Genomic DNA, 3464 nt, shown 5'->3' with positions numbered 1-3464 from the left:
CCACCGTGCCGGGCGTCAAGGAGGATGTCACCGACATCATCCTCAACCTCAAGGGCCTGGTCGTCTCGTCCGTCGAGGACGAGCCGGTCACCATGTACCTCAAGAAGCAGGGGCCGGGTGCCGTCACCGCCGGTGACATCGTCCCGCCCGCCGGCGTCGAGGTGCACAACCCGGACCTGCACATCGCCACTCTCAACGAGAAGGGCCGTCTGGAGATCGAGCTGGTCGTCGAGCGCGGCCGTGGCTACGTGCCCGCCGGGCTCAACAAGGACGCCGGCCACGAGATCGGCCGGATCCCGGTCGACTCGATCTACTCGCCCGTCCTCAAGGTGACCTACAAGGTCGAGGCGACCCGTGTGCACCAGCGCACGGACTTCGACCGCCTGGTCTTGGACGTCGAGACCAAGAACTCGATGACCGCCCGTGACGCCCTGGCGTCCGCCGGTAAGACCCTCGTCGAACTCTTCGGTCTCGCCCGTGAGCTCAACGAGGAGGCGGAGGGGATCGAGATCGGGCCCAGCCCGGCCGAGGCCGACCACATCGCCGCCTACGGCATGCCCATCGACGACCTGGACCTGTCGGTCCGGTCCTACAACTGCCTCAAGCGCGAGGGCGTCCACACGGTGGGCGAGCTCGTGGCCCGCAGCGAGTCGGACCTGCTCGACATCCGCAACTTCGGCCAGAAGTCGATCGACGAGGTCAAGGTCAAGCTCGTCGAGCTGGGCCTGTCGCTCAAGGACGCGCCCCCCGGATTCGATCCCGCCTCGGTCGCCGGCTACGACGCCGAGACCGGGACGTGGACCGACGAGGGCGGCGAGGATTACGCCGAGACCGAGCAGCTCTGACGAGCGCCCGGAACACCATTCCTAGGAGAATCTGATGCCCAAGCCCAAGAAGGGCGCCCGCCTCGGCGGATCCGCCGCCCACCAGCGGCTCATCCTCTCGAACCTGGCCACCCAGCTGTTCGAGCACGACGCCATCCGCACCACGGAGACCAAGGCGAAGCTGCTGCGCCCGTACGCGGAGAAGCTCGTCACCAAGGCCCGCCGCGGCACGCTGGCCGACCGTCGTGAGGCCGCCAAGGTCATCCGCGACAAGGACGTCCTGCACAAGCTGTTCGCCGAGATCGGCCCGCGCGCGGCCAACCGCGACGGTGGCTACACCCGGATCGTCAAGCTCGAGAACCGCAAGGGCGACAATGCGCCCATGGCGATGATCGCGCTCGTGACCGAGGAGCTCGCCTCCGCGGAGGCCTCCCGCGCCACCCGCGCCGCCGCCTCCAAGGCCGCCGCCGCCCCGGCCGCCGCCGAGTCGACCGATGACGTGACCGCCGAGGCCGAGGCCAACAGCCCGATCGCCGACCAGGTCGAGGGCGCCGACGACGCCCAGGTGGACGCCGTTGAGGAGACCGCCGAGGCCGTGTCCGAGGACGCGACCCACGCCGAGGGTTCGGACGCCGACAAGGCCTGATCCGCCCCGGTACGAGATGCAGGGCCCCGTCACCGCACCCGCGGAGACGGGGCCCTCGTCGTACACGCCTCCGGTCAGAGCACGTCCGCGACCGCCTCGGCCATCGCCCGGTGCCCCGCAGCCGTGGGGTGCGTCGGGTGCGAGGCGGTCTCGATGCCGGTGAAGTCGGTGTAACGCCCCGCCACCGGCGCGCAGGCGTGGCGGCTCGCGGCGTCGTCGGGCAGGACCGCCGCGGCGCCCGCGCGGTCCGCGGCGTCCACGACGACCCGGTTGATCCGCTCGGTGACGGAGCGCGTCCAGTCCACGTCACCGGGGCTCATCCGGTCCACGAAGTCGCAGCTGTCGAGCTCGGGCACCAGCGGGAGGTACGCGGTGGTGACGATCCGGGCATCGGGCGAGCGCTCGCGGATGCCGGCGTACACGTCATCCAGTCGGCCCGCCAGCCCGGCCAGCGCGTCCGAGGTGACGCCGTCCAGCCGCTCGCGGCAGGGCGCACCGTCGGCGACTCGGGCTGTCCGCATCACGCATCCCACGATGTCGCCGAACCCGATGTCGTTGCCGCCGATCGACAGGGTCACCAGGTCCGTCTCGGCGGTGAGGGCGTCGAACTGCGGCGGGGTCTCGGGGATCTGGGGTGCGGTCATGTCCACCGTCCGCGCTCCGCCGCAGGTGGCGTCGATGAACTCGCCCGGCCGGATGTCGCCGGCGAGCAGAGACGGGTAGTTGCGGGTGGAGCGCAGGCACGCCTCCGGCCCGCTCGTCGGGGCGTTGGTCGGACCCAGGGCGGCGAACGAGTCGCCGAGTGCCACGTACCGGGCCACGGCGGTGTCGGGCGGTCCTGCGATGTCGGTGGGCGCGGGAGGGGACGCGGGGGGCGGGGCCTCGTCGTCGCTCCCGGAACAGGCCCCCAGCGTGAGGGCGACGGCTACGCCGACGGCGAGGAGCGCGGCATTGCGTGGGCGGCTACGCGCGGCGCGGTGCGGGGGACGGACCGACGGGGCGGACCACCCCGGCGCCGGTCGGGACGGGGACGACGGTGGGCGCGGCGACGACATGGGGCCATCGTGCCGGACCGGGCGGCGGTGGGCTGGTGTGGCGGGCGCGCGCGGGCGTGGTCTAGCGTCTGTAGGCCGTGAGCACCCGCCGGATCCGCCTCGACGTCGCCTATGACGGCACCGACTTCTCCGGGTGGGCGCGTCAGCCCGGGCTGCGGACGGTGTGCGGGGTGCTCGAGGCCGAACTCGGCACCGTGCTGCGGAACCCGGTCACGCTGACCGTCGCGGGCCGGACCGACGCCGGGGTGCACGCCCGCGCCCAGGTCTGCCACGTCGACGTGGACCCGGCGTGGCTCGACCAGCGCTCGCTGGACGGGCGCCCTGAGGCGCTGGTCCGGAGGCTCGCACGGCTGCTGCCCGCGGACATCGCCGTGATGGACGCGCGGTGGGTGCCGGACGAGTTCGACGCCCGCTTCTCCGCCCTGCGCCGTCACTACGAGTACCGCCTCACCACCGCGCCGTGGGGCGCCGAACCCACCCGCGCCCGCGACACGGCGGCGTGGACCCGCACCGCGGACCTCGAGGCGGTGCGCGCGGCCTCGGAGCGGCTGCTGGGCCTGCACGACTTCGCCGCGTTCTGCCGCCGCCGCGAGGGTGCCACCACCATCCGGGAGCTGCAGCGCTTCGAGTGGCGGACCGAGCCGGATCCGCGCGGTGCGGACGCGCCCGGTGCGACCGAGGTGTGGACGGCGTCGGTCAGCGCGGACGCGTTCTGCTGGTCGATGGTGCGCAGCCTCGTGGGCGCCGTGATGGCCGTGGGGGAGGGCCGGCGCAGCCTCGACTGGATCAGCGGGCTGCTGGCGGAGACCGAGCGGTCCTCCGCGGTGCCCGTGGCGCCCGCGCGCGGGTTGTCGCTGATCGGGGTCGACTACCCGGCGGACGACGAGCTCGCCGCGCGGAACCTCGTCACGCGCGAGCTGCGGCCGGGCCCGGGCGGCG

General features: G+C 73.2%; 4 protein-coding genes. 3 read left to right on the top strand and 1 reads right to left on the bottom strand.

What is annotated here, in order from left to right; all coding sequences use genetic code 11:
- Both HMPREF3086_RS00865 and rplQ read left to right on the top strand, forming a co-directional pair.
- A partial coding sequence (locus HMPREF3086_RS00865; RefSeq protein ID WP_070719727.1) for a DNA-directed RNA polymerase subunit alpha occupies positions 1 to 845 on the top strand: 845 nt, incomplete at its 5' end.
- A gap of 34 nt (positions 846 to 879) precedes the next feature.
- Complete coding sequence (gene rplQ, locus HMPREF3086_RS00860; RefSeq protein WP_070719725.1) at positions 880 to 1470, top strand: 50S ribosomal protein L17; 591 nt, start codon at positions 880 to 882, stop codon at positions 1468 to 1470.
- A 74-nt stretch (positions 1471 to 1544) separates the two neighbouring features.
- Here rplQ and HMPREF3086_RS00855 read toward each other — a convergent pair whose 3' ends face one another.
- Positions 1545 to 2291 carry an SGNH/GDSL hydrolase family protein gene (locus HMPREF3086_RS00855; protein WP_246830836.1) on the bottom strand — a complete coding sequence of 249 codons (747 nt, stop codon included), beginning with the start codon at positions 2289 to 2291 and terminating at the stop codon, positions 1545 to 1547.
- A gap of 311 nt (positions 2292 to 2602) precedes the next feature.
- Between HMPREF3086_RS00855 and truA the strand changes: the two genes are divergently transcribed.
- Positions 2603 to 3464, top strand: an 862-nt coding sequence (gene truA / locus HMPREF3086_RS00850) for a tRNA pseudouridine(38-40) synthase TruA (protein WP_070719724.1), incomplete at its 3' end; no start/stop codon positions are given.

The sequence above is a fragment of the Dietzia sp. HMSC21D01 genome (assembly GCF_001815995.1).
Lineage (GTDB): Bacteria > Actinomycetota > Actinomycetes > Mycobacteriales > Mycobacteriaceae > Dietzia > Dietzia cinnamea.
This window is presented reverse-complemented; position numbering and strand designations above follow the sequence as displayed.

Excerpts from the sequence above, each read along its gene's own strand:
- rplQ (WP_070719725.1), top strand. The coding sequence starts at position 880 with ATGCCCAAGCCCAAGAAGGGCGCCCGCCTCGGCGGATCCGCCGCCCAC.